This window comes from Treponema sp. UBA7570 (assembly GCA_002477955.1).
Taxonomy (GTDB): Bacteria; Spirochaetota; Spirochaetia; order Treponematales; family Treponemataceae; genus Treponema_D.
On the sequence record DLLE01000038.1, the window covers coordinates 14,389 to 40,242 of the forward strand.

Sequence of the window (25,854 nt, forward strand, 5' to 3'; positions counted from 1 at the left end):
CACACGTAAATAAACGGGTTTTGCGTCAAGCAAAAGCCGCAGCATGCGGCAGCATGCAAGCATCCGGGCTATAAGGCCCGGTCGTGCGCTTTAATCGTATTTTTTTTCTTTGCCCAAAATCTTCAATTATGCTATTCTTACGAAATAAAATTTGGAGCAAAAAACTATGTCTGGAAATACTTTTGGTAAAATTTTTAAAATCACAACTTTCGGCGAAAGCCACGGTCCTGCGCTCGGCGGAATAATCGACGGAGTTCCAGCCGGAATAAAAATCGACCAGACAAAAATTCAGACGGCGCTCGACAGACGCAAACCAGGACAAAGCGCAGGCGGCCAGGCAAACGCTTCTGTCACAGCCCGAAAAGAATCCGACAAAATAGAAATTTTAAGCGGCGTTTTTGAAGAAAAATCAGAAGGAACTTCCATCGGCTTTATAATCCGCAACGAAAGCCAGCACTCAAAAGACTATTCAAACCTTGCAAATACATTTAGACCAGGACATGCGGATTTATCATATTTTTTAAAATATGGCTTTAGAGATTACCGTGGCGGCGGACGAAGCTCTGGAAGAGAAACCGCTGTCCGCGTCGCCGCTGGAGAAGTTGCAAGACAGGTGCTTGAACACTTCTGCCCACAAATAAAAATTACCGCTTACACTCAGCGCGCGGCAGGAATCAGCATTCAAAAAATAGATTTTTCGCATATTGAGCAGAATGCCCTTCGCGCTCCGGACAACGACGCAGCGACAAAAATGAACGAAAAAATCGAGGAACTCCGCAAAAATGGAGATTCTGCCGGCGGAATAATCGCCTGCAGTGTAACAGGACTTCCAGCAGGTTTGGGAGAATGTGTTTTTGACAAGCTTGATGCGCTTTTGGCACACGCAATTTTAAGCATAGGCGCAGTTAAAGGAATTGAATTTGGCGCAGGCTTTGAAGCCGCCGATTTAACAGGAAGCAAAAATAACGACATTATGCGTGTAAATTCTGACGGCTCAAAGGTTGAATTTTTAACAAACAATGCCGGCGGAATTTTAGGAGGAATTTCCAACGGAAACGAAATCTTCTTCAGAGTTGCCGTAAAACCAGTTCCCTCAATTTTTAAAGAGCAGCAAACTGTTTCTGTTGACGAAAACGGCAAATTTCATAACGAAAACCTCAAAATCGAAGGACGCCACGATGTCTGCCTTTGTCCAAGGATTGTTCCTGTAATCGAAGCCATGACAGCTGTCACCCTCTGTGATTTATTCTTGCAGAACAAAGCCGGAAGAATATAAGTTCCGTCGTTTTTTTCAAAAATTCATCGTAATTCTCACTACACTTTTATAAAAACACTGTTATAATTATAGTGCAAAATTTTTATAAAAAAATGGGAGTTATTATGAAAAAATGTTTCAAAATTGCCGCAATGGTTCTGGCTTTTTTGGCAGCTGTTTCGGTATCTGCCCAGACCCGCAAAGTTGATGTCTGGGATTTTGGTGGCGTTGAAGAAAAAAATGCTGTCAATCACATTAAAATTTCCGATTTAGACAATCTTTCGGGACTTGCCGCAGACGGAAAATTCGAAGCCGGTGAATACACTTTTGGAGATCTTACTTTAAAAACCGAAAAAAATGACCGCGCCTATTACAATGGTTCAAAAAATTATGGAACCCAAGGCTATTCTTCTTTTGAATTTAGCGACGGCTATATTTCTGACGGGATTTATTACTGCAACGGAAAAGGAGGAGAATCAAAACGCTACCTGCTTTTAAGAAACGTAAAGGCTGGTGACATTGTTACTTTTTACGGACGGGCTTCAAACGGTTCAGAAGATAAAATTCACTTCGTATCTGTAAGCGAATCTGGCGAAAAAAACGGCATTCAGGACGAATCCGCATGGCTCAACGGAGAGTCAAAACGATGGTCTTACATTGCAGTTTCTGACGGCTCTTATAAAGTTTACTGCGAAGCAACAGGCGCAAAACCAGTTTATTACCGCATTACACGCACTCCTGGCGTAAATGTAAACGGTTCAATCAAAGGGCTTCATTCAAAAGGTGAATTAAAATTCGTCGTTTCAGAAACAAAGCAGCAGCTTCCGGCAACAATTTCTGGCGGAAGCTACACAACACGTCTTCCGGCAGGATTTACATTTACGGCGGTTTTGGAAGGCGTTAAAGGATTTGGAATTTCGGCAGACACAAAACAGATTTCAATTTCTCAGGACGCACAGGCTTCTCTCAAAAAAGACCTCGCTGCTTCAGAAATGAAAACTTACATCGCCGATGGAAAAATCAGCGGTTTTGCAAAAGATTTTTCTTCATCATCTGCAAAACTCGTAATGACTCCTCCGGCAAATACTCTTTATCTTCCAGTAGAAATCGAAATTCAGAATACTAGCGGAGATTTTTCTTTTAAGGGCGAACTTGAGCCTGCCGTTCAATACACAGTCTCTCTCAAAGGCGCAAACGATTACACAGTAGCGAAAGACACGATTTTTGAAGGAACTGCGGCTTTTACAAAGGACATTCAAGTTGAATTAAAGCCAGTCTACGATGTAAACGGAAAATTCATCGGCGACACTTCAATCATGCCTTCATCTATTTCATTCAAAAATCTTGAAGACGGCTACACTTATACTGGAGCAGCCGCAAACGGAATTTACGGAACAAAACTCCGCGACGGAAATTACGAAGTTTTATGCGAAACTGAAAAAACTGCGACAATGAATCACATCTCTGTTTCCGGCTCAAACGTTACAAAAGATATTTTGATGAGCTCAAAAGACAAAACCGTAAATCAAATTCCTCTCAAAAAGGACATTTACGTTGGAGGCAAAAAACAGGACTATTCATCTGTAAAACAGGCTGTAAAAGCCGCTCATGCAATGGCTCCAAAATCAGAAGCCGACAGAATTACAATTCATATTGCTCCGGGAATTTACCGCGACCAGGTTATAATCGACACTCCATACATTACCTTAAAAAATGACACTCCAGCTCAGGAAGTAAAGCTCACCTGGTATTATGGAATCGGATACAATTATTATTCGGCAGATTTAAATGGCTACTACGATGAAGAGAGAGCCTATGACAAATTTGAAAAGAAAAGCGTAGCAAAGTGGGGAGTTGCAACTTACGTAAAAAAAGATGCAAAATTTTTCCGCGCAGAAGGAATTACTTTTGAAACTTCGTTTAACAAATATGTTACCGCTGAAGAATTAAAAGACGGTGTAGAACCAGACGGAACTACAATTGCATTTGTAAGAAAGCTCAATTCCGATGTTCAGTCAAAGGCGGCGACAGAGCGCGCGTCTGCAATCTGTACAGAAGCGGACCAGGCTGAATTTGTAAACTGTAAATTCTTGGGTTCTCAGGACACTCTCTACACAGGAGCAGATTCAAGACAGTATTACAAAAACTGCTATATCGAAGGCAATACCGACTTTATTTTTGGTGACGGCGATGTTGTTTTTGAAAACTGTCAGATTGTTTGGGCTGGATATTCTGATTCAAAAAACAGCGGATATTTAACCGCAGCCCGCAATGCAAAAGAAAAAGGCTATCTGTTCTATAACTGCATAATCAATGCAGACCAGAACAATATGCAAGCTCCGGGCTACTTCGGAAGACCATGGGGGCCGAAAGCAAGCGTTGCATTTGTAAATACGATTTTTGCATACGAAGGAATTATAAATCCGCAGGGCTGGACGAGTATGAGCGGAAACAAACCTAAAAATGCAAATTTCTTTGAATATAATTCAATGTGGGACAATACAGGCGTTGATGTAAGCCATCGCGACGGCGGAAAAATCATTGCGGATGCAGGAGCTTACAGTCCTTCAAATTATTTTATCGGCTGGACACCTGTAGCTTATTCTGCGCCAAAGCCGTCCGAAGTAAAAATCAAAAAAGCAAGTTTTACAACAGATGACGACATAAATACGCCTTATCCTGGACACACAATCACCCTTCATTACGAATTTAACGGTTCAGGAGAAGACTGTTCTCTGATCCAGTGGTTTAGGACAAAAGATAAAAAAGACACACTCATAAAACAGAGCACTGGTTTTGCCGACAAAACTTATCTTATTTCAAGAGCAGATTCTGGATTCAACTTAAAAGCTGTAATTACGCCAATGAACCGCTCAGGCAAAGCAGGAAAAACTGTAACTGTAGAACTGGACAAAAAGATTAACGAAGGCTATGCAATTCCTTCAAAAGCAACGGCAATTCGTCCGCGTGCAGAAGGAAAGGTAAATGTTTTCCTTGCCTCTGACTCGACTTGTAAAGATTATTCTGCGCTCGGAATGTGGAACAACGGTCAGACAAGAAACGAGGGAGCCTGGGGAGAATTCTTGCAGTGCTTCTTTAACGGCGCCGTTGAAGTTCAAAACTACGCAAACGGAGGACGCTCAAGCCGCAACTTTATAAACGAAGGCTCGCTGGAAAAAATCAGACAGCAGATTGGAAAAGGCGACTATCTTTTTATTCAATTTGGACACAATGACTGCTCAAACGGAGCAGGATACCTCGAAGACCGCTACGTTCCTCTTGGAGAACCAAATAAAAAAGGAATTTACCCGATCCATGAAGGAAAAAAAGTCCGCACTCCAGACAGTTATTTTGAAAAATACGGAAATTCGTTCTATTCTTATGACTGCGGCGGAACTTACAAATGGTATCTTATGCAGTACGTAAATGTTGCGCTCGAAGCAGGAGCAACTCCTGTGCTCGTAACGCCTGTAAGCCGAATGTACTTTGACGGAAAAGGAAGAATCACTCCTCACCACGACTCAAAAGACACTTCGACAAAAACTCAGATTACAAGAAACAACGCTTATGTAGAAGCTGTTCGCCAGCTTGCAAAAGAAAAGAAAATTCTTTTGATTGACGGTTTTGAAATTACAAAAAATCTCTACGAAAAAGCATATTCTGACTGCGGAAACAAAATTGAAGCAAAAGAGCTTATGTTTGCCGGAGATTCAACACATAACAATAAACTCGGCGGTTTTGTAATTGCAGGTGAATTTGCAAAAGAAATTAAAAAGGTAATTCCTGCGCTTGCACCAAGCATTATACATCCGAAAAATGCAATGGGCGAAAACAGCGACGGAAAAATTATGTTTACTGTTGATCAGGACGGAAAAATGGAAAGCTATGACAAATACTGGACCCGCTACGAACAGAGCGTAATGGACAGTCTTGGAAAATAGTTTTTTGCGGTAGGGATGGAAGTACTTGCGTAGCAATCCACCGCAGGCTTTAGCCGAGGAGGATGGAGCGAAAGCGGAAGTACGGACAGCCCGTTAAACCGCCCCGAAAATTTTTAGGCTTCCGGTCAAAAATTTACGGCCGGAAGTTTTTTTGCAATTTTAAAGCCCATTTGCCCACTTTGCCACATTTACTGTAAAATATAAAAATGAAATTTTCTAACATTGACTTATCCGATTTTGATTTAAAAAAACGCAATTCTGACAAAAAAAATCCAAAAAATTCTAAAAAAATTTTCGCTGTTTTGGGAACAACTTTTCTAACTATTGCAATTTTGACGGCAGTCTTTTTTTTATGGTCGGCATCGTTTTTTAAAACGCAGAACGTAAAGCCTCTTTCGGAAGAGCAAACCGCTTCTTTAAATGCTTTTTTAAACCAAACCTACTCTCTAAAACGCAGCGAATCGCTCAAACCTCTTCCGTATCCGATTGTTGCTGCAGATTTGGAAGTTGATTCAGGGGCGGCAATTCTTGTCGATGCAAAAAATGGCTGCATTCTTTTTGAAAAAAATGCGGATGAAGTCATTCCTCCGGCTTCGATTACAAAGCTCTTTGTAATGTACATTGTTTTTAAGGAAATCGAAAACGGGAACCTTTCTCTGGACGAACTTGTTTCTCCGCCAGAAAACAGCTGGTCAATAAATATGCCGTCTGACGCAAGCCTTATGTTTTTAGGACAAGGGCAGATTGTTACGGTTCGTGAACTTTTGACCGGGCTTGCTGTGGCTTCGGGAAACGATGCGGCCCTTGCGCTGGCATATAAAATTTCTGGAAGTACTAAAGATTTTGTTGCAAGAATGAACTATGAAGCAAAAATTTTGGGCCTGACTCACACTCATTTTGAAGAGCCAAGCGGTTATTCAGAAAAAAATGTTACAACTGCGCGCGAACTTGCCGAATTCTGCAGAATTTATATAAACCGTTATCCGGAAAGCTTGAGGGATTATCACAGCGCAAAAGAAATTCTCTACCCTCTCGAAAAAAATCTTCCGAGCTGGGAAAAAGCAAAAGGAGATTCAACGGCAATTTACCAAAGAAACACAAATCCGCTTCTTGGAAAAATGGAAGGTTGCGACGGGCTAAAAACAGGATTTATTTACGAGAGCGGTTACAATCTTGCTTTGACGGCAAAACGGAACGGAGTAAGATTTTTGTCTGTTACGATGAAAGGACCGGGAACTGGCTCTAAACAGGGAAATTTTTACCGCATAAAAGACGGAACGACCCTTATGGAATGGGCTTTTTCTTCGTTTGCCGACTACATTCCTGAAAATAAAATTCAAAAAAATTATCCAGTTGCAGTTCCAGGAGCAAAAACAAAATTCGTAAACCTTGTTCCTGCCTGGACAAATGCGGTTACAGTTCCGCACATCAGCTCTCAAACTGCGGCAGAAGACGCAGAAAACGTTATTGCCGAAATTCAGCTTCCAAAATGCATCTACGGAGGAACAAAACTTGGAGCCGTTTACGGACAGATTCAGTACAAACTCGGAAACACTGTCTTAGAAACTGTTCCTCTAGTTGCCGACAGAACCGCGCAAAAAGCGGGACTTTGGGGACAATTTTGTGGAAAACTCGCATGTCTGAGAATCCGCTGATTAAAGGCTTTCGTTAAAAGCTACAAACTCATAGCCATTGCTTAAAAGAAGGCTTACAAGAAGGTCAAGCTTTTCGTAAAGCCAGTCGCTTCTTGTGCCTTTTGAAAGACCTGCGCATACAGGAATTACAGAACCGTCTTCCAGATTTTTAGCATAAAACGAAACCAGTTCCAAAGCCGACAGATAACCGGGTTTTCCGCGGGCTGCTTCTTCGAGAGTGATTGTGTCCAAACTAAAGCGGCCTGCTTCGACATAAGAGTATCCGCAGTTTTTTCCAGCTTTTTTTACTTCGAAATCCGCCTTATAAAACGGAGCATGCCACAGAAGGCTCAATTCTTTTCCTGTTGCCTGAAAAAATTCATCTTCGTTGCGTGCAAGTCCCCGGCGGACAAAGTCTTCGTCAACAACAAAATCTTTTGATGTCAAATCCAATGCCGTAAAAAACATTGAGCCGCATTCGTAACCGCTTTTTGCAATCTGAACGGTTTCTTTTGGATAACGGCGAATAAATTCTCCATTTATAAAAAATGTTGCAGGAATTTTGTATTTTCTTAAGACATAAAGAATAGAACTCAAACCGGAAGCATCATCAAGCGCATCGACTGCAAGAATTATTTTTGCAGGAACCTGTCTTTTTTCCATTGTCTGCGGAAAATAAGCTTTTGTGACTGCTTTTCCTGAAAGAGTGCGCACAAAAAGCGCGTTTTTAAAATTTGAATTTACAGCATTTCCTGTATAAACGCGGAATTTTCCGTTTTGAACAGAACCAGAAGCAACAACAAGAGGCTCGATAGATTTTGTCCAACTTCCCTTCAATTCATCAAATTCATAAAAAACATCTTTTTTTACGGCATCTGCTGCAAAAACAACAGTGTCAGATTTCCAAAAAACTTTTGACGCGGCGGAAAGAAACAAAACCGATGATTTTTCGATTTCTGAACCAAGCTGCCATTTTTTTACGGTAGATTCTCCGCCAACATAAACCGAAGAATCTGTTCCCCAGACAAACGAAACAATTTTTTCTCCGGAAAGATGATCAACTTCTGTCCAGGTATTTGATTCAAAAACAAAAAGAGAATTTTCCTTTGCAAAGCAGATTTTTTTTCCGTCGGGCGACAGCTGAGGCTCGATTACAGAATCTGTTGAAGAAAGGAATTTCAATTCGCTTCCAAGGCTGTAAAATGCCGATATTTGCGCACCGTTTTCGTAAGAAAGCAAGTTGAGCCATAAAACGCATTTTGTGTCGCTTGTCCAAAAAACTTTTAAGGCAGTTACGGTTCCGCCGGCTCCAGTCGCAGTTTTTGAAACGACAGGATTTACATATTCAAAGCCAGACTCGTTCAATTTAAAAAGACTTATGATTTTTTTAGATTGAATAAAAATAATCGCCGAAGCCTTTGAGTTTACTGAAAATTCATCATGCTTTTCGTCAAAAATTACAGGAAGCCGGCCACAGACTATTCCTGGTTCAATAACAGAAGAATAAAGACCGCGCGTATAAAGTTCATTTGAACTGATTCTATAAATTAAATCGCGTGCAATATAAATTAAATTTTTTGAATTTGCCCAGCAGACAGAATTTATGTTTCCGCGACCGATCAGCCGAAATTTTTCGGCAAGCTGAACTTTTTGAAAGGCAACTTTCGGCTCACAAAAATAAACATTGCCGTTTTTTTCGTACACAAAAATAGAGCTGTCAGAATTCCATTTTACAGGAATTTTCTCGTAATCCAGCTGTGCCTTCTTGTCTAAAACAGTTTCTTGCAAAGTCGAAGCGTTTTTTAAAATCAGTTCACCTTCTGCAATTCCAGTTTTCTTTATGTAGCAGAGCCATTTTCCGTCTGGACTTGCAATCTGCGGACTTAAAATCTGCGCAGTTTCTGGAATTGAATCCGCACGCGAAATCCACGAAAGAGTCGAATCCGAAAATGAATATCTTGCTGTTCCCCATCTGTTTCTAACCTGCAAAACAGAACCTTTTGAAAGCAATTCCATTTTCTCTGGATAGCAGGTTAAAATTTTTGCAGGCAAAAGAGTTTTTGCATCGGCAGAAAAAGCAGTTGAATAAGACGGGCTTCCGGCAATGCTTTGTTTTATTGTAAAAAGAATTTTATCCTGAGAGTTGATCTCAGGATTTTCAAATGAAATTTCCGAAAAAGCGCAAAATGAGATTGAAAAAAAAACGGCTGACAAAATTTTTTTTATTTTTTTCACTTAGCCATCTCCACGCTCAGAGCCAGAATCGAAAGGTCGCGGTCAAGAGCGTCAAGCTTTTGCTCAAGAGCAACAACGCGTCTTGCCCTGTCTTCCGCCTGTTTCTCTTCAAGATTTTTGAATATCGCTTCAAATGAATCTTTTTTACCGTGCATTTTTTCCTGACCGCACCATGGACAATAAAGAAATTCTTTATCAATAGTTCTTCCGCAGCAACCGCAAACACAAACCGCTTTCATTTTCTTTACCTCTTCAGCAATGACAAAGGATCAACAAGACGGCCATTTTTGTAGACCGTAAAATGCAGATGAGGTCCAGTTGAATATCCTGTTGAACCAACAAGTCCAATTCTCGTTCCCTGGCTCACATTCTGACCGTTCCGGCACAAAATTTTTGACATATGGCCGTAAAGAGTCTGATAACCGTTTCCGTGATTGATTATAACATAATTTCCGAAGATATTGCTCCAGCCAAGCTGAACAATTTTTCCGCTCATTGTGGCATTTACAGGAGTTCCCGTCGGGCAGGCAAGGTCAACTCCGGTATGATTTGAAGGAACTCCAGTAAAAGGATCTGCGCGGCGGCCAAAATAACTTGAAATTTTATAACTTTGGGAAATCGGACAGATAAAAAGTTCGCCCATAGCTTTTTTTAGGGACGCAGAATCCATTCTTGCGCCAGGAATAAAAAGTTCCTTGCCAATTGAAAGAGTTTCATCTGCAAGTTCATTTACATCAAGAATTTCTTCAACGCTCACATGATATTTTACAGAAAGCAAATTTAAAGAATCACCTTTTGAAATCGTATAAACAATTCCATCCTGGTTTGGAACACGAATTTTCTGCCCTGCCATAAGAGTCCGGACATTGTCGATTCCGTTTACAGAAATCAAAGTCGAAATATTTGTAAGACCAAATTTTAAGGCAATCGAACTAATTGTATCGCCGCTCTTTACCTTGTACGACTGATAAGAAATCGCCTTTGCCAGTCCTACAGAACTTGGCGTAAGTATTTTTCCATCGTCAGAAAGAACATTTCCGTTTTCGTCAAAACTTGCTTCTGAAGATGTCATTGCGAATTTTGACATTGCGCTGTTCAAAGTTTCAATTTCACTCGAAAAAGTTTCTCCCATTTTTAAAGGACCTGTAAAAGCTTGAGAATAGTTTAAAATTTTTACAGAAAAATAAGGAACGAAAAGACAAAGCAACAAAAAAATGCAGATTCTTTTTAAGCGCGCAGGACGAATCAGACTCCTGAAATTTACATAGGGAACAGAAACCGCAAAAGCAGGATTAGAGCGCGCTCCTGAAAAAGCTTTTTTAGAATGTTCAAACTCCGAAAACTTAAAAGCCTTTCTTCTGAATTTTAAAAGTAAACTTTTGGTTCTGGCAGAGCTTCTCGATTTTGGAGAGCTGCCAACATAACTGATTATCTGCATACGTCTATTATCGGAACGCAAAATTCGTTATATTAGAAAAAAGATGTCTAAGTTAAATTTATCCTCAACAAATAAATCTATAATTTTTATAACCTGCTGCGGTCTTCTTTTGGGTTTTATCGTTAAACTTTTTGCGGTTGAAGTTCTTCACGTTTCCGGAACTTCTATGGAAAGCGCGATTCACGACAAATCAACTGTCGTTGTAAACAAACTCGCCTACGGAATTATCAAGCCTTTTTCAAACTCGCTTTTGATTCAATGGAAGGAGCCTCAAGCTGGCGATGTCGTCATTTATTTATATAACAACAAAATAGTCGTAAAAAGGTGCGTTGCCTGCGAAGGACAGTCACTAGAATATTCATCAAATCCAGTGTATACTGTAAAAGTTGGAGACAATGAAATTCCGCTTACAGAAAGCCAGTATATGCGGCTAAAAGACGCAGCTCAGGTTCCAGAAGGTTATATACTGGCTGTCGGCGACAATTATGAAGTTTCGGTTGACTCGCGTGATTACGGTTTTGTTTCTGTAAAAAATGTGTTGGGAAAAGTTTTATGCAAATGAACGAATACTTCAACAAAAGACGGGTTTTGATATTTTGCATCGTTATAGCGCTGTTTGCAGGTTATATTTTCTTCAAATATGCAGTTCTTGCCTTAAAAAAAACACCGGAAACAAAAACTTATTCTCCGCTTGTGCAGAGAGGCTCTATTTTAGACAAAAATGGGAAACCTCTTGCTGTTCCGACAAATTTTTATCACGTAGGAGCAACGCCTTCTGCAATCAAAGACTTGGGAAATTTTGTAAAACTTTTTTCGCCAGTTCTAAAAATTGATGAGCATCAGCTGGCAAACACAATTTCTTCCAACGCAGATTCAAATTTTGTTTACCTCAAGAAAAAAATCGACCAAAACGATTATGAAATTTTAAAAGAAATTACGGACAAAAATGGACTTTTTTCGGCGGTCAGGTTTGACAGAGTTCCAGGAAGGATTTATCCAGAAAAGGAACTTGCCAGCCAGGTGATCGGCTACATGGGGAGCGACGGAACAGGGCTTACAGGAATTGAATACACAGAACAAAACCTGCTTTCACCTCCTGTAAATCCAGACGCTCCGATTGATGTTGAAGGGAAAAATATTTATCTGACGATTGATGCAAATCTTCAGTTCAAATTGGAAAAAATTGCGCAAAATGCAATTGAACGGACTCATGCGGCAAGCTTGATGATGATTGCAGCAGAAGCAAAAACTGGAGAAATTATTTCTTATATTTCACTTCCATCGGCAGATTTAAATCAGTATTCAAAGGCAACTCCCGCCCAAATGAAAGATTTGCCGGCAACCGAAAGTTATGAACCCGGTTCTGTTTTTAAAATTTTTTCAATTGCGGCTTTTTTTGACTCAGGCGCGATTTCTGAAAATGACACTTTTTATTGCGATGGAATTTACGAAAAAAAGACTTCCAGCGGCGAAAGAATAAGAATCACCTGTCTTGACCACCACGGCTGGATTACCGCCAGAGAAGCGCTCAAATTTTCGTGCAACGATGCTTTGGCTCAAATGTCTGAAAAAATTGAAAGTGAACAGTTTTTGTCCAGACTGAGAAGTTTTGGTTTTGGCTCAAAAACAGGAGTAGAGCTTCCCGGAGAAACAGCAGGCGCAGTCCGCAATACCAGCGACAGATTCTGGTCTGCCCGCTCAAAGCCGACAATTGCAATCGGACAGGAGATTTCCGTAAGTGCGCTGCAAATGGTCGAAGCCGCAACTGCAATTGCAAACGGCGGAATTCCGGTTCAACTTACTTTAATTAAAAAAATTACAAACCAGGCTGGAATTGAAGAATACATCCATTCTCCAAATTTTAAACCGCAGATAATAAACAATCAGACTTCAAAATATATCTTGAGCTGCATGCAAACTGTTGCACAGACAGGAACTGGCTCAAGAGCAAACTTGAGCGATATTTCAATCGGTGTAAAAACAGGAACTGCACAAATGGCAGATCCTGTAAACGGAGGATATTCAAAAACAGACTTTATCTCTAACTGTATTGCAATTTTTCCGACCGAAAATCCGGAAATAATACTCTATATTGTAATTGAAAAGGCAAAAGGCGAAACTTACGCTGGAAGAATTGTTGCTCCTGTTATTGGCGAAGCGGCAAGCATAATAATCGACCATTTGGGGATGAGCCGAGGAGGAGCGTCGAGCCTTGCACATTCAGGACTTATAAAAATTCAAAACAATGCGGAAATTCAAATCGACAAGACAGTTCCGAATTTTAAGGGACTTCCAAAGAGAAACCTCCTGCCATTGCTAAACCGCTCTGATTTAAAAATTAAAATCAACGGCGAAGGATGGGTTACCGCTCAGACGCCTGAACCTGGAGTTCCGCTCACACAGGACACCGAAATTGAACTCTTTTTGGAATAAAAACATTTCTCTTTTTAAAGCACGTTTTTCTTTTCTGGCAGAACAACTCGAAAAAACTTTTCCTCTAAATGAACAAAAAGAACCTGAGTTTGCTTTTTGGCAAGTCGTTATTTCAAAAAACGGAGAGCTTACCGCCAAAGAAAACGGAATTTTTCTTCATTCATCGTATGCGCCAAAAAAAGAAGCTGTTTCAACCGTCAAAAATGCAAAAACAGAACAGACAGAATGCGCCGTTTTTTTTTCAATGGGACTTGGCTACGCCCCTTTAGAATGGGCAAAAAGTTTTCCTGAAGATTCGATAATCATTGTAGAACCAGAACCTCAATATTTTTTTGCAGCCTTAAAATATACAGATTTCGAACCATTGCTTAAGCACAAAAAACTGATTGTTCTTTTACAGGCAGAACTCCACGATGTAATTACTCTGACAGAACATTCTGCGCCATTTTCACACACCGCGCTCATAGAAAACAAAGCGCAGTCTCAACATTCAAAAGAATATTTTGAATCACTTCATTTCCTTTTTGAGCGCAATCAGCAAAAAGAAAAAATAAACAGTTCGACACTCGAAAAATTTTCAAAGCTTTGGCTAAGAAATTCCTGCTTTAACCTGCCGTTTTTGGCCATTTTGGACGGAATAAACATTTACAAAAATGTCTGTCCACAAGACCTGCCCTGTCTTTTGATTGCCGCAGGTCCAGGACTTTCAGAAATTCTGCCTTTTTTAAAAGAATTAAAAAAACGCTGTCTGACAGTTGCAGTCGACACTGCCCTGAGCGCCTGCCTAAAAGCAGAGGTTGAACCAGATTTTATTGTCCTTACCGATCCGCAATACTACGCCTACAGGCACATTGCAGGGCTTAAAAGCAAGTCCAGCGTTTTGATTACGGAATCCGCCGTCTGCCCGGCAGTTTACCGTTTTAACTGCCGAAAAACAGTTTTGTGCTCATCACTTTTTCCGCTCGGTCAGTATTTTGAAGAAAAACTCGGTCACAAAGGAAAACTTGGAAGCGGAGGCTCAGTTGCCACAACGGCTTGGGATTTTTGCAGGATAATCGGCGCAAAAGAAATTTATTGCGCAGGACTTGATTTAGGTTATCCAAAAAAAAATACACATATCCGTGGTTCTTTTTTTGAAGAAAAAGCGCATTTTTCAAGCACAAGGTTGAATTCTGCCGAAAAAATGCTTGCAACTTCAATTTTTGCGGCAAATCCGGTTTTAGGACAAGATTACGAAAAAAACACAATTGTTACGGATTCAAAAATGAAGATGTTTGCATGGTGGTTTGAAAGCCAGACTCAAAAATATCCTGAAACGACCTCTTTTTCGCTCAGCAAAACTTCCCTAAAAATTCCAGGATTTTACTGCGCAGACGTCCAGACTTTGCTTAAGCAGGACGAAAAGATAAGCCTTCGCAACCAGTTTTTTGAAGCCGAAAAAAAATCTCGAAAATCAGACTGCGGACAGCAAAAACTTTTGCAAAATTTTAACGCTGCATTTGAAGAACTCAAAAATGGCCTTGAAAACCTTTACTCGCTTGCAAGAAAAGCGTTTTTTACCTGCGAAAAAACAATTTCCGACAAAAATCTTTCTACAGAAAAAATTCAAAAGGCGCTAAAATCTCTTGAGCAAACTGATTTTGAACTAAGAAATTCTCAGTTTACACAAATTGCCTCGCTTGTTTTTCCGACTGAAGCAAAACTCAACGAACTTTTCAGTTCACAAGTTTTACCAAAAGACAAAACCTCCGCAGTTTTTTCACGTTCAAAAATTGTATACGAAGAATTGATGAAATCCGTGCGCCAGTATCAGCAATTTTTGCAAAAAAATGATTTTTTTTCAAAAAACACTAAAGTCGAATTTACAAAGGAACGATAATATAAATGTCTTTGGTTGAAACAACAGGACGTGAAAAACCTTTTTAGGCTTTTCAAACATCCAGACGCCCTGTAAAAATAAAAGACGCGCCGAATAACCGGCTTTCCATGTAAAAAAGAGAAGAAAAAGTGAAAGTTTTCTTCTCTTTTTTTGTTTTGTGGCAGGGATGGTAGTGGACGCGAAGCGTGTGCAAAGCACCGGAGGCGCGCAAGACGCCGTAGCCACGGACAGCCCGGTTTTTGTGAAGCGGAGCGAAACAAAAAGCCACCCAATAAAAATTTAATAATCTGCTGAATTCTGCCGATAATACCAATATGAATTCGTTTCCAGTTTCGACAATAAAAGAAAACACATTCTTTAACCGCGACCTTTTTATTGATAAAAATTTTTTGCTTTTAAACTCTTTGTGCCCGTTTACGGATTCTCTAAAAAAAACGCTTCTTGAATGGGGATTTAAAGCCGTTTATTCAGAAGGCTCGCAGGGAGTTGGACAAATTTCTGTTCCTGTAAAAGCAGATCCGGCAGATTTTAAAAATGTTTCTATTGACGATCTTGAACTGGACGATTCGGATAAAAAGCCAAAGATTGGCGAAAATGCAAAAAAAGCAATTAAAGACGCAAAAGCAAGCCTTGCAAACAATGAAAAATCGCGGATGGACGTTGTTCAAACTGTTTATAACGAATACATGAATTACATAACCGCCGTCTATACACGCTATGCAACTCACAAAGTTTTAAATTACACTGAAATTTCAGAAACTGTCAAAGAACTGTGCATTTTTATAAAAGAAAACCGCCGCTACGTTCTGCGCATTACGCCTTCTCAAGACACAATTACAAAAAACTATCTTATAAGCCACAGCATGCGCTCGACTGTAATTGCAATTGTAATTGCGCTTCAGCTTAGATTTTCTCTTTCAAAAATCGTTGATTTGGGAGTTTGCTGCATTCTGCACGAAATTGGACAAATTCGCCTTCCGCCGCAGCTTTATATGACAGACAGGCGTCTTTCTCCGTCAGAAAAACAAAAACTCGCGACACATGCAGTTTTGGGCTTTAACATTGCAAAAGAAAACAATTTTCCAACTCAAATTCAGCTTGGAATTTTGGAACATCATGAGCGCGAAAACCGTTCAGGCTACCCTCGCCGCCTTGAAGGAAGCCAAATTGACATTTTTGCAAAGATTATTGGAGTAGCATGCACCTTTGAAGCAATTACCGCTCCAAGACACTTTAGGCAGGCCCGCTCTTCTTATGCTGCCATGGTCGAAATTCTTAAAAATGAAGGAAAACAGTTTGACGACACCGTAATCAAGGCGCTGCTCTACTCTCTTTCGCTTTTTCCAATTGGAGCGTGGGTTTACCTTGTCAACGGAAAAATTGCCCAAGTTACGGACGCAAGTCCAGATTCCCCAGGAAATCCGATTGTTTCTCTCCTTGGCGAAAAAGATTCCTTTGGAAATCCAATTACGATTCAGACTGACAACGACAAAAACAAAATTGTCCGGGTTTTAAACAAGCAGGAAACTCAGGATATGCTCAAAACGATGAATATTCAAAAATAAAGAAGAATTTAAAACTAATTAGGCTCAATTTCGAGTTTCGCTAAAAATAGCTACTTAGCCCGAATGTCGCGTTTTGATAAGAACAGTAATTTAAGTGTCATGGAGATTGGCTAATAAAGCTCTAAATGACATTGCCGTGCTTGATACTGCGATGTTTGCATAGTAAACTCGGTTAGCAATCTCTAAATAATTGTAATATATACATTCGATTTTCGGATTCAGCCCCAGAAAAAAAATGACATAAAAAATTCTTTTTGGTCATTTCCATCTGTCGGAATTTTTCAGTAAATTATCGGGACCAAGCCCGATAATGACAAAAAAAGGGAAAAAAGTCCAAAACTAATTAAAAAAGAATCTTGCTTTTTCGAGTTCCTGTTCAAATTTTTCGTCAATTATCGGTGGATTTTCTGTAAAATATAGAATTTGCTGTAATTCTTCCTGGCTGTGAGCGCCCCAAACAGGAACTGCGGAATCAAATTGGCTAAAAAAACCCAGCGCAAGAGGAATATTCTGGACTACGCCACCACACAACGGCTGCATTGCAATAAAACCGACGTCTTTTTCGCGACAGTCAAGAACAAGTTCCTGAACTTCGATAGGACATAAAAGATTAAATGGATATTGCAAAGTTTCCCAGGGACCGTTTCCATTCAATAAATTGCGCGCCATATCAAAATTTTCAGTACAAATTCCAATATGGTGAATTATGCCTTGCTTTTTAAGGTTCAAAAGTTTTTCAACGATTTTATCCTCTCCTTCGCATTTTGGCAAAAAAGAAGGATTATCCAACTGGTAAAGGTCGATATAATCTGTTTTTAAGGCGGCAAGACTCAATTCAATATCACGGAAAAGCTCATCGTTATTAGAGGCTCGTGTTTTTGTTGCTATAAAAATATCTTTTCTAATTGCACCATGAAGGGCGCTTCCAAGACGTTTTTCGCTTTCTTCGCTTGTCCGCGACGTGTCAAAAAAATTTATTCCTCCTTCATAAGCGCTGCTTATAATTTGAGAAGCCTGCTTATCGTCAGAAACATTTGCTAAAGCCATTGCTCCCAATGCGGTCCGGCTTACGAGAAGATTAGATTTTCCTAGGGCTACATAATCCATAAAAACAGAAACAAAGGCTGTCAGAAAAACATAATTCAAAAAAATATTTTTCCGGCAGCCTATTTTTTAATCTCTTACAACAGGTTTGTAATTTTTAATTGCGTTAAAAAGGAAAGCGTGCAGGTCAGAGAGTTTTACTCTTTCCTGTTCCATTGAGTCGCGGAAGCGGACAGTAACAGTGTCAAAAAGTTCATTTGCAGAACCGTCTTCTTTCTTTTCGGTAATTGTATCGTAATCAACTGTTACACAGAAAGGAGTTCCAACTTCGTCCTGTCTGCGATAGCGTTTTCCAACTGTACCAGAAGTATCGAAATCTGTAACAAAATCTTCTTTTAAAAGATGCTGAATTTCCTTTGCCTTTTCTGAAAGTCCGTCTTTTTTCATCAATGGAAGAACAGCAACTGTAACAGGAGCAAGACGAGGATCGAGATGAAGAACTGTGCGGTAGTCTTCTTTTCCGTCTTTTCCGACATTTTCTTCTTCGTAAGCTTCGCACAAGAACATGAGGAAATTGCGGTTAAGTCCAGCAGATGTTTCGATTACATAAGGAATGTATTTTTTGTTTCCGTCTTCCTGATCGATGTAAGACATATCTTTTTTAGAGAATGTCTGGTGCTGAGAAAGGTCAAAGTCTGTTCTTGAGTGAATGCCTTCAACTTCTTCAAAACCGATTGGAAATTTGTAAGTAACATCGTAAGCATCTTTTGCATAATGCGCAAGTTTGTCGTGGTGATGCCACTTCAAGTGATTTTCTGCAATACCGTATTTAAGGTAGAATGCCCAGCGTTCTTTTCTCCAGCGTTCAAAAGTTTCATCTTCTGTTCCTGGCTTACAGAAATATTCCATTTCCATCTGCTCAAACTCGCATGTACGGAAAATAAAGTTTTTAAAGATGATCTCGTTGCGGAAGGATTTGCCAACCTGAGCAACGCCGAAAGGAATTTTCATACGGTTTGACTGCACAATGTTCTTAAAATCAGTAAAAATTCCCTGACAAGTTTCTGGGCGAAGATAAATCAAATGACTTTCATCGGCAATCGGTCCCTGATATGTTTTGAACATAAGATTGAATTCGCGGACAGCCGTATATTTTCTGTTTTTTGAATGACAGGCAGGACAGTCGATGTTCGCATCGATATAAGCCTTCATTTCTTCGTGAGTCATTGTATCAACTGGTTTTCCAGGATCTTTGTCCGGATTTGCGGCGACAAAATCTTCAATCAATTTATCTGCACGGTGGCGAGCCTGACATTCAAGACAGTCAACCATTGGGTCTGAAAAATGATCTACGTGGCCAGAAGCCTTCCATGTTGTGTGATGCTGGAAAATTGCAGAATCAAGACCAACAACATCATCGTGAAGCTGAGTCATTTCTTTCCACCACGCATTCTGAATATTGCGTTTAAAATCTACACCCAAAGGACCGTAATCCCAAGCACCAGCCTGACCGCCGTAAATTTCCGAAGCCTGATAAACAAAACCACGTCTTTTGCAGAGTGAAATGATTTTGTCGAGCGTACATGCATGCGGATCAACCGCAGTCTTTTCGTCTTTTGCCATAATATCTCCTAATCCGTCACTGGCTTGCGACAGTTACTAAAAATATAATGAAAAAGATTATATCACAAAATATTATAAGTGAAAACATACATAGAACAGGCACAAAAACTCCAAAAGTATTATAATTTTAAAATACGGTAAAATACCAGCATGAATAAAATGCTATTTTTTAATTTAATCCCGGAGGAAAAACAAATGAAGAAACTTTTAACAGTTTTATCTGCCGTAGTTTTTGGAACATCTGTTGCCAGCGCACAGGTTTTAAGTTCACAGCAGATGAAAAATACGGCTTGGATTGGTTTTGGAGCACCAATCGACGGCAGCGCGACATTTTACGGTTTTACAGATACTTTCCAGGCAAGGTTTGACCGCGGAAATTTTACTATTGAAGGCATGCTCAACTGGAGTTTTCTTGCAAATTACGACAACGAAGGCGATGTAGATAATTTCGTTTTTGGAACTTCAAACGGCAACCCTCTTTCTCTCAAATACGGCACAAGAGGAAGCTCTTCTTATTATGCAGGCGACAACACCTTGTCAAACGAAGCTCTTGCGGTTGCAGCTGCTACAGGCACAGTTCTGAATAATCAGGCAAATGTTTCAAATACAATTCAGGATTCTTACTATGTAAATTTTATCTGGCATCCTAAAAAGAATTTTGATATTGGCGTTGGAACAAAACTCAACTGGCAAGTAGGTCCGGCACCTCGTTACGGAAACTGGCTTTGGGAAGCAGACTCTCACGTTCGTCAGGGCGGTTTTTCAACATCTTATGACGACAGATCAGGCAGCTCATTCCAAACATCTTCCGAAGCAACCGGTTCTTATAAATTCAATGTTGATGCGCCAGGTTCTGCCGATGTCGTAGGATTTATTCCTTATGCAAACAAATACGCTAAACGTGCGCTTGGCGTGCGATACAATTACAATTCAAAAGACTTGAAATTTCAGGTCGGAGCCGCAATTCCAAATGGATTCAACACAGACGACCCTGCTATAAACCTTGGTATTCAAGTTGCGCCAACAAAATGGCTCAGCATTGCCGCAACACTCGAAGGAGCATTTGAAGAAAAGGCAAATTTCTATTCGGGCGCTACAATCGGAGCTGAAAACTTTGTTCTTGACCTTTACATTGCAGCAGATTCGCTTTTTTCTGACGCTGAGAATGACGAAGCTTACGGCGCAGGAGCCGCAATCAACTTTATAATTCCAAACACAAAGCTCAATCTCCGCCCGGAAATCGGCTTAAACTTCTTTGAAAATAGCCATTACGATTTTGCATGGTACACAGGAGCAACACTTTCGTTTGCAATTAACAACAAAACAGGATTCAATTTATGGGGTTCTTGGGCACAAGGCTCAAAAGACGACCGCTGGGCTGATTACAAAGTTTCAAAAGACTGGAACGGCGGCCATGTTTTAAATCTCCGCCCTGAGCTTACATACGATTTTTCAAAAAATACAACTTTTGCAGTTTATGCTGACTTTGAGCAGAGAACTTCATTTGACGGTGAAAACCGCAGATGTTGGTCAAGCGGTGTATTTATGACATACATTTTCTAAAAAAATATTTTTCATACTATCATTTCGGATTTAAGCCGGCAAAAAAAACTGTCTTCAAATTCGGAAGATAAATTTTAATAAAGTGCCTGTGCTTTTTTGCGCAGGCATTTTCTTTAATTGTCAACGCCAAGACCAAAAAGAGCAAAATCTCCGCGCGCAGGATCCCCTGGAAAATACTCATTCATTTTTTTTGAAAGTGCAACAGCGGTTTTTAAGTTTGCAGAAGGAATTTTTCCAGAAGAAGTTTTTTCGATAAGTGAAAATTTTACGGCTTCCTGCATTACGTGAGTGTCCAATGGAATTAAAAGCCTGTTTTTGTCGTACCAGTTCCATAAGCCTAAATCAACTGGCGAGTTTTCGCGGACCATCCACCTTAAAAACATATTCAACTTTTTCGCGGCTCCATTTTTTGAGCGGCATATCAAAGCACATTCACCGCAAAAACTCTCGGCAATGACAGAATGAAGAAAAATCTCTTCTTTATTCTGAATATTTTCAATTGAATTTTCCCATTTTCCCTTAAAGAATTCGCCTAAAGTTTCTTTTTGACTTAAAAAAATCTGCAAATTCCTAAAAAAATTCTTCATATCACAAAAAGTGTACATTCTGTAAAATGACTTTTTGCTTTCATCAAAAAATTTCTCATATTCCCCGTCCAAAATCCATTGCGCCGGAGTTTTTTTTGATTCTTTTATCATATCGAGAATAATTTGAATATGGGAAAGAATCTGATCCCGCCTTCCAAATGCTAGATTTGCCGACAAAAAAGCGACAATTTCCGCATCTCTGACAGTTCCACCATTTTTAGGCGAAAATTTATGCATAAACTGCGATGGATCTTTTTGCAAAAATTGAGAAGTTTCGTATTTGTCAGCAAGTAAAATGATTCTTTGTTTTAAGGACAGGCACATTTTTGTAATTTTTTCAGAAAAAAACGGACTGCCAAACAAGTTCGATTTTTAACAGCGATTGGCTTTTTTTACCAAAATCGCTGCAAGTCTTGCTTTTTAACAAGCCCGTTTTTTACAAGTTTAAATTTTATTTGTTAAGAATGAATTCAACACGGCGGTTTTTCCACCAGTTGTCTTTGTCGCTTCTTGCAACAACTGGCTGACTTCCGCCACGGCCAACAGCTGTAAGCCGGGCAGAATCTACTCCGTTTTTCCTGAGCTGTTCTTTTACAAACTCTGCACGTTCCTGAGAAAGAGGTTTAAGAGCTTTTCCATACTGTACAGTATCTTGAGTTTCTTCCGCTTCAGTTCCAGAAACGTTGTTTGCGTGGCCTTCGATTGTTACAGTGTAGTTTTTGAATTTGTTCAAAATTTCTGCAATTCTCTTAAGAACGCGTTCGTTGTTTGACTTTTGAGCAAGTGTAATTCCGCCCTTTATTTCATCTTCGGTCTTAAAGTCTGCTGCGTCTGAACGGAATATGATTGATGGAACTGCCATCTTGAGAACATCGCCAACACGGATTACAAGAACGTCTACGCTAATTTTTCCTTCTACAGTACTTGTCATGCCGAGAGTGTCGGTTGCTGTAAATACATAAGGATAATCCATTGCAGACTGAACAAGTTCACCGTTATTTCCGCGTCCGTCCCAAACAAGCCGTTCTGTAATCGTTGATTTTCCGTTTACAGACCAGAATGTTTTTCCGTTTTCTGGATCTTTTACGACAAATGACCAATTCTTTAGCGGAACAGTGCTGTTTCCTTTTAGCTGAATGTAAAGGTCATCGTCTTCGCCGTCATTGTCTGGAGAGAAATAGCGAGGCGCTGTTTTTACAGAAAGCTGAGGTGGAGTTACAGTACATATAAATGCAGATGAAACGGCATTTACGAGATTTCCCTTTTCGTAAGAAATTGAAAGATTCCCGGTAAATACGCCTTCGACAACTTTTCCGTCAGCATCGTTTCCGTCCCAATTTATTACGGCTGGCAAATCTTTTGACTGCTCACTTGTCCACTGTCTTACAACCTTGCCTTCTGCGCTTGTAATTGCAAATTTCCATTCAGAAATTCCATCCACAACGCTCGTTCTTACTGTAAATTTCTGAAGATCGGCAATTCCATCCCCGTTTGGAGCAAAATATTCAAGATCAGCAGTTAAATAAGCCTTTGTTTCGCGCTTGTCAACTTTTAGACCGGCAATTTCTGCATCGGCACGGTTTCCAGCGGCATCAACCGAAGCAAATACAATCTTGTAAAGACCGTCCGCAACCTTGTTTCCGCTGCCGTCCGTTCCATCCCATTCGAAATTCGGAACACTGCCCTTCCATTCGTAAGATTTTACAACATCGGCTTTTGAATCAACAATTTTTGCAGTCCATTTCTCTTCATAAGATGAATTTGCAGTTACAGGAACAATATCTCTGTTTCCATCACCGTCTGGAGAGAATACTGTATAAGGAACAGAAATTTCGATTGAAGGCGCAATGCTGTCAATTGTAAACGGCTGGCTTGAAGCAGAAGCCTCGGAACCGTTTTTAGATTTTACAGAAAGCTTTGCAGAATAACTTCCGTCTACACAGCGGCTTCCGTTCGAGGCAAGACCGTTCCATTTTATTTCTGAAGGAAGAGATTTTTGTGCATTCTGAGCCCAAACCAGTTCTCCGTTTTCGCCATGAATTTCAAGAGAATAATGCTCTACTTCTCCGCTCTTTACAACAGGAACAAATTTTACGCTTGCCGAAGCCGGATTGAAAGAGGCCGGGCTTACAGTAAGAATAAGCTCGGTTTTGCTTGTATCAAGCGCAAAGTGAGGAGATTCAATTTTTGTTGAATTTCCTGCGGCATCGTTTGCAGTCAAAACGTATTTATAATTTCCGTCTTTTGAAAGAATATTTTTTGAATCAAGTCCGTCCCAGCTTAATTTTTCCGGCAAATATGAACCAAATTCAAACTTCTTTACAGCATTTCCATCTAAATCTAAAATTGTTCCTGTCCAGTCCGAAACCGGCGAAAGAGAATTGCTTACTGTTGCCTGTGCAATTTCGAGCAAATCAAGATTGCCATCTCCGTCTGGAGAGAATGTTGAATTCTTTATTGTTACAGTCGCGCTTGGAGCAGTATTGTCGAGCGTGAATACAGGCGACCTTAAAGGATCTGGTTCAAAACCGTTGAGATATTTTGCAGTAACCTTCGCATAATAAGTTCCTTCTGGCGCAACCTGTTCAGAGTCAGTTTTTCCGTCAAATTCAATATTTTCCGGAGGATTGTCAGTTCCCGAATAAATGCGGATCGCGTCTCCATTTTTGTCTTCGATTGCAACTTTCCATTCAACTAGTTTGTTTCCTGTTTTTGCCTGATTTGGAGCGGGAATTTTTACATTGAATAAAACAGTATCGTTTACACCGTCGCCATTTGGAGAAAAATATCTGTTTCCGCTGAGAGTAATATTTACAGCAGGTTTTTCTGCGGAATAAATGATATTTGAAATTATAGCTGGCGCAGAAACGTTTCCTGCACGGTCTGTCGCAGTAATTCTGTAAGAATAAACTCCGTCTTTTACAAAAACGCCGTTGTCGTCAGTTCCAGCCCAATCAAATTTCAGAGGTTCGCTTTCTGTCCATTTAAACACGCGTACAGGAACTCCAACAGAATCATAAAAAGTTCCATTCCATAAATCTTCAAGTGAACCAGACTGTCTTATTGTAAGAACAGATTTTGCTCCTTCACCAAAGATTTTTGCATCCTGGCTTGGCTGAACAAGCTCAATTTCTGGCGCAGTATTGTCAACAATTACGACAAATTCTCTTGTAGAAGCAGTGTTTTGATTGTCGTCTGTTGCGCTGAAAGAATAGTAATATGTTCCGTCTGGAGCAGTTTCGCCGTTGTCCATAACACCGTTCCAAACTACAGTTTCTGGAATTGTTACACCAGTTTTTGGAGCAACAAGCTGCTTAAAAAATTTTTTTAGTCCAAGTTTTTCCGGACGTTTTTCTTTATTGCCGATTGTACGGACAACTTCGCCTTTTTCGTTTTTTACTGTAAAACTCCATTCGGTCACATAGCGTTTTTCTTTTATCTGAAGAGGAACTTCAAGAACATCCTGAACGCCATCATTGTTTGGAGAAATATAAACAGGGCCTTTTTCTGCAAAAACCGAAGCTGAAAAAGCAAGTGCCAATGCCGCAAAAAAATATCTTTTATTCATAACTATTTTTCTCCCCAAAGGATAATTTCTGGAGCCTGAGTATCTTTAAGGCCGAGGTTGATTTTTGCCCCGGCGCTGACTGCATTCACGTTTTTGTAAAGCTGCTTCCAGGCACCGCTTACAGTCATTTCGCTCTGTTCCCAGCCTTTTTTTGCCAAAAGAGAGCCGTCCTTAGAATTAAAATTGAATTGGAAACTTACTCCGACAGAAGGCAATATATTTTTTGAACCTTCAGAAAATTCCCTGGCGTCGTATTCCCACGAAGAACTTAGTTTTACAACGTTAGCAAAAAGCAGCTGAAGTCCTGCATCGCACACAAAATTCTGGAACGAAGGAAAAGAAAAATCAAGGCTTGCTCCAGCCTTAAAATTATTTTGCTTAAAAAAAGTTGCGGCCGCTCCCATTTTTGGAGTTGCAATTCCCGGCCATTCAGACGCTTCGCTGCCTGTAATTCCAAGAACAGTTGTATTTCCGAGCTGTTTTCCAATATTTAGCAGGACTGCGCCAAAGCGAATGTCTTTTAAAATTCCAGCTTCGCCAAATTCATAAAAAGCGCCCAAATTTACGCCGCCACGCCAGTCAGAATTATGGCCGTAAAAAACTCCAAGCTCGGCGCTCGCTCCAACAGAAAGTTTGTCGGTTACATCTTTTGCAATATTTGCCGTAAAGTTAAAAGAATTTCCCAAATGCATATCATAAAAAGGCACAAAAACGCCCTGAACTAAAAATGAAGAAACGCACCATCTTGAAGGAAGAAGAATACCGCCTTCAAAAGCCCCTCCAACAGATTTGTCAGATTCGTCCTTGCTGTCAAAAAGCATTGTTCCGGAAAGATTTAAAACAGCACGCTGCTCAAAAGCCGTAAGAGCAGGATTATTTACGACAGAATCCGGAGAAACAGAAAACAACGGTCCGCCAGCAGAAGAAGAACCTTCGCTCAAAAGTTCCGGAGAAGAAATGCGGAGAAGATTTTGTCCGCCAGCCGGAGGATTATACGCATACAAGGCTGCACCAGCACATAAAACGGCAGATGCAATAATTTTTTTAAACATACATAAACTCCTGTATTTTTACCTGAAAATAAAGACT

16 protein-coding genes are annotated in these 25,854 nt (G+C 40.1%); 8 read left to right on the top strand and 8 right to left on the bottom strand.

Going from position 1 to position 25,854, the window contains the following annotated elements; translation table 11 throughout:
• The first annotated feature begins 166 nt into the window (after positions 1-166).
• From aroC to B4N75_RS04785, 3 genes are all read left to right on the top strand, one after another.
• On the top strand, positions 167-1,276 hold the full coding sequence (gene aroC, locus B4N75_RS04775) for a chorismate synthase (protein WP_296706703.1): 1,110 nt from the start codon (positions 167-169) through the stop codon (positions 1,274-1,276).
• A 104-nt stretch (positions 1,277-1,380) separates the two neighbouring features.
• Positions 1,381-5,196 carry a pectinesterase family protein gene (locus tag B4N75_RS04780; RefSeq protein WP_296706705.1) on the top strand — a complete coding sequence of 1,272 codons (3,816 nt, stop codon included), beginning with the start codon at positions 1,381-1,383 and terminating at the stop codon, positions 5,194-5,196.
• Between the two features lie 206 nt (positions 5,197-5,402).
• Positions 5,403-6,851, top strand: a complete 1,449-nt coding sequence (locus B4N75_RS04785; protein ID WP_296706707.1) for a D-alanyl-D-alanine carboxypeptidase family protein — start codon at positions 5,403-5,405, stop codon at positions 6,849-6,851.
• On the opposite strand, the gene B4N75_RS04790 is transcribed toward B4N75_RS04785, so the two are convergent.
• From B4N75_RS04790 to B4N75_RS04800, 3 genes are read right to left on the bottom strand one after another with little or no spacing between them, the layout of a single operon-like run.
• A complete protein-coding gene (locus B4N75_RS04790) occupies positions 6,852-9,065 on the bottom strand; it encodes a polysaccharide deacetylase family protein (protein WP_296706709.1) in 2,214 nt (737 codons plus the stop codon). It lies immediately after the preceding gene.
• Positions 9,062-9,304, bottom strand: coding sequence for a hypothetical protein (locus B4N75_RS04795; RefSeq protein ID WP_296020247.1), 243 nt, complete (start codon positions 9,302-9,304; stop codon positions 9,062-9,064). Before B4N75_RS04795 ends, B4N75_RS04790 begins: the two co-directional genes overlap by 4 nt.
• 5 nt (positions 9,305-9,309) lie before the next feature.
• Positions 9,310-10,197 (bottom strand): peptidoglycan DD-metalloendopeptidase family protein, encoded by an 888-nt coding sequence (locus B4N75_RS04800; RefSeq protein ID WP_296666794.1) that lies wholly within the window; start codon positions 10,195-10,197, stop codon positions 9,310-9,312.
• Positions 10,198-10,546: 349 nt separating this feature from the next.
• On the opposite strand from B4N75_RS04800, the gene lepB reads away from it, so the two are divergent.
• The 4 genes from lepB to B4N75_RS04820 all read left to right on the top strand — a co-directional run bounded on the left by lepB (position 10,547) and on the right by B4N75_RS04820 (position 16,380).
• Positions 10,547-11,065: a signal peptidase I gene (lepB, locus tag B4N75_RS04805; protein ID WP_296706711.1), complete on the top strand. Its 519-nt coding sequence runs from the start codon at positions 10,547-10,549 to the stop codon at positions 11,063-11,065.
• Positions 11,062-12,936, top strand: a complete 1,875-nt coding sequence (locus tag B4N75_RS04810) for a penicillin-binding protein (RefSeq protein WP_296020331.1) — start codon at positions 11,062-11,064, stop codon at positions 12,934-12,936. The genes lepB and B4N75_RS04810 overlap by 4 nt, the downstream gene beginning before the upstream one ends.
• Positions 12,917-14,815, top strand: coding sequence for a 6-hydroxymethylpterin diphosphokinase MptE-like protein (locus tag B4N75_RS04815; RefSeq protein ID WP_296706713.1), 1,899 nt, complete (start codon positions 12,917-12,919; stop codon positions 14,813-14,815). Before B4N75_RS04810 ends, B4N75_RS04815 begins: the two co-directional genes overlap by 20 nt.
• 314 nt (positions 14,816-15,129) lie before the next feature.
• On the top strand, positions 15,130-16,380 hold the full coding sequence (locus tag B4N75_RS04820; protein ID WP_296020257.1) for an HD-GYP domain-containing protein: 1,251 nt from the start codon (positions 15,130-15,132) through the stop codon (positions 16,378-16,380).
• Positions 16,381-16,719: 339 nt separating this feature from the next.
• Here B4N75_RS04820 and B4N75_RS04825 read toward each other — a convergent pair whose 3' ends face one another.
• Together B4N75_RS04825 and B4N75_RS04830 are read right to left on the bottom strand one after the other, a co-directional pair.
• Positions 16,720-17,526 (bottom strand): aldo/keto reductase, encoded by an 807-nt coding sequence (locus B4N75_RS04825; RefSeq protein ID WP_296666783.1) that lies wholly within the window; start codon positions 17,524-17,526, stop codon positions 16,720-16,722.
• Positions 17,527-17,553: 27 nt separating this feature from the next.
• Positions 17,554-19,047: a glycine--tRNA ligase gene (locus B4N75_RS04830; RefSeq protein ID WP_296020264.1), complete on the bottom strand. Its 1,494-nt coding sequence runs from the start codon at positions 19,045-19,047 to the stop codon at positions 17,554-17,556.
• Between the two features lie 195 nt (positions 19,048-19,242).
• On the opposite strand from B4N75_RS04830, the gene B4N75_RS04835 reads away from it, so the two are divergent.
• Positions 19,243-20,610 carry a hypothetical protein gene (locus tag B4N75_RS04835; protein ID WP_296706714.1) on the top strand — a complete coding sequence of 456 codons (1,368 nt, stop codon included), beginning with the start codon at positions 19,243-19,245 and terminating at the stop codon, positions 20,608-20,610.
• A gap of 113 nt (positions 20,611-20,723) precedes the next feature.
• Here B4N75_RS04835 and B4N75_RS04840 read toward each other — a convergent pair whose 3' ends face one another.
• The 3 genes from B4N75_RS04840 to B4N75_RS04850 all read right to left on the bottom strand — a co-directional run bounded on the left by B4N75_RS04840 (position 20,724) and on the right by B4N75_RS04850 (position 25,817).
• Complete coding sequence (locus B4N75_RS04840) at positions 20,724-21,521, bottom strand: TIGR02757 family protein (RefSeq protein WP_296666778.1); 798 nt, start codon at positions 21,519-21,521, stop codon at positions 20,724-20,726.
• Positions 21,522-21,648: 127 nt separating this feature from the next.
• Positions 21,649-24,765: a FlgD immunoglobulin-like domain containing protein gene (locus B4N75_RS04845; RefSeq protein WP_296666775.1), complete on the bottom strand. Its 3,117-nt coding sequence runs from the start codon at positions 24,763-24,765 to the stop codon at positions 21,649-21,651.
• A gap of 2 nt (positions 24,766-24,767) precedes the next feature.
• Complete coding sequence (locus B4N75_RS04850) at positions 24,768-25,817, bottom strand: hypothetical protein (protein ID WP_296020275.1); 1,050 nt, start codon at positions 25,815-25,817, stop codon at positions 24,768-24,770.
• Positions 25,818-25,854: the final 37 nt, after the last annotated feature.

Bases quoted from the DNA above. Each gene is read 5' to 3' on its own strand.
- lepB (WP_296706711.1), top strand. From the start codon at position 10,547: ATGTCTAAGTTAAATTTATCCTCAACAAATAAATCTATAATTTTTATA.
- B4N75_RS04795 (WP_296020247.1), bottom strand. From the start codon at position 9,304: ATGAAAGCGGTTTGTGTTTGCGGTTGCTGCGGAAGAACTATTGATAAA.
- B4N75_RS04800 (WP_296666794.1), bottom strand. From the start codon at position 10,197: ATGGGAGAAACTTTTTCGAGTGAAATTGAAACTTTGAACAGCGCAATG.
- B4N75_RS04820 (WP_296020257.1), top strand. From the start codon at position 15,130: ATGAATTCGTTTCCAGTTTCGACAATAAAAGAAAACACATTCTTTAAC.
- B4N75_RS04845 (WP_296666775.1), bottom strand. From the start codon at position 24,765: ATGAATAAAAGATATTTTTTTGCGGCATTGGCACTTGCTTTTTCAGCT.
- B4N75_RS04835 (WP_296706714.1), top strand. From the start codon at position 19,243: ATGAAGAAACTTTTAACAGTTTTATCTGCCGTAGTTTTTGGAACATCT.
- B4N75_RS04810 (WP_296020331.1), top strand. From the start codon at position 11,062: ATGAACGAATACTTCAACAAAAGACGGGTTTTGATATTTTGCATCGTT.
- B4N75_RS04850 (WP_296020275.1), bottom strand. From the start codon at position 25,817: ATGTTTAAAAAAATTATTGCATCTGCCGTTTTATGTGCTGGTGCAGCC.
- B4N75_RS04840 (WP_296666778.1), bottom strand. From the start codon at position 21,521: ATGTGCCTGTCCTTAAAACAAAGAATCATTTTACTTGCTGACAAATAC.
- B4N75_RS04780 (WP_296706705.1), top strand. From the start codon at position 1,381: ATGAAAAAATGTTTCAAAATTGCCGCAATGGTTCTGGCTTTTTTGGCA.
- B4N75_RS04785 (WP_296706707.1), top strand. From the start codon at position 5,403: ATGAAATTTTCTAACATTGACTTATCCGATTTTGATTTAAAAAAACGC.
- B4N75_RS04830 (WP_296020264.1), bottom strand. From the start codon at position 19,047: ATGGCAAAAGACGAAAAGACTGCGGTTGATCCGCATGCATGTACGCTC.
- aroC (WP_296706703.1), top strand. From the start codon at position 167: ATGTCTGGAAATACTTTTGGTAAAATTTTTAAAATCACAACTTTCGGC.